This window comes from Pseudomonas sp. W2Aug9 (assembly GCF_023127755.1).
GTDB lineage: Bacteria > Pseudomonadota > Gammaproteobacteria > Pseudomonadales > Pseudomonadaceae > Aquipseudomonas > Aquipseudomonas synxantha_A.
The window spans coordinates 1-1162 of record NZ_SPKL01000025.1 but is presented as its reverse complement, the minus strand read 5'-3'; the positions used below and the strand labels follow the sequence as shown (position 1 = coordinate 1162).

At 55.6% G+C, this 1162-nt stretch carries 1 protein-coding gene; it reads right to left on the bottom strand.

Features of this window, described 5'->3' with window-relative positions; translation table 11 throughout:
* The coding region (locus E3O56_RS16160) for an immunoglobulin-like domain-containing protein (RefSeq protein WP_348984318.1) at positions 1-1162 on the bottom strand (1162 nt) is incomplete at both ends.

Here is a 1162-nt window from a genome sequence, read left to right as displayed (position 1 = left end):
CAACTTCCAGTTTTTCGAAGTTGCCGCCGGAAGCGTCGGTGATCTTGACCGTCTGCGTGCTCTTATCGATAAACACGTCATCGGTCGGTGCCGGGACGGTCACAGTGCCGACGGTGTCGCCGGCTTTGATAGTGATGCTTGAGCCGTTGTCGAGTTTCAGCGTGACGTCGGTACCGGCCTTATTGCTCAAGGTCGCGGTGTAGGTGATCTGGCCACCTTCATTAACGACACTTGGCGCAGTCAGTGTGACAGTCGTTGTGTTATCGGTACCCGGAGTGTCCGTAACGGTGGTGTTTACTGACGTAGTACCTGGAACCAGATTTTCAAAGTGCTCGCCACCGGTCACACCCTTGATAGCGGTGGTGACGGTCTGGTCGCCTTTGTAGACATCATCCGGTGCCAAGACCGAGACAGTGCCGCTGGTTTCATTCACACCAATGGTGATGGTCTTGCCATTGTCCAAAGTTACGGTCAGCGGGTTGGTGATGTTGGTCACCGGCGCACCGTTTTTATCCACAAGGCTGGCGGTGTAAACGATATTGCCGCCTTCACCGACGGTGGTGGTGGCGGTCAGAACTACGTCCACCTTGTCGATGGTGTCGTTGATGGTGGTGGTTGCGCCGTTGCCTGCGACTTCCAACTTCTCGAAGTTGCCGCCAGTGGTCTCGGTGATCTTGACGGTCTGGGTGCTCTTATCGATGAACACGTCATCGGTAGGCGCAGGGACAGTCACAGTGCCGACAGTTTCGCCAGCCTTGATGATGATCGACGAGCCGTTATCCAACTTCAGCGTGACATCGGTACCGGCCTTATTACTCAAGGTCGCGGTGTAGGTGATCTGGCCACCTTCATTAACGACACTTGGGGCAGTCAGCGTGACAGTCGTTGTGTTGTCGGTGCCCGGGGTGTCGGTAACGGTGGTGTTCACTGCCGTAGTGCCCGGTACCAAGTTCTCGAAGTGCTCACCGCCAGTGACACCAGTAATGGCGGTGGTGACGGTTTGATCGCCTTTGTAGACATCATCCGGTGCCAAGATCGAAACAGTGCCGCTGGACTGATTCACACCAATGGTGATGGTCTGACCGTTATCCAGGGTGACAGTCAACGGATTGGTGATGTTAGTCACCGGCGCGCCGTTTTTATCCACAAGGCTGGCGGTGTA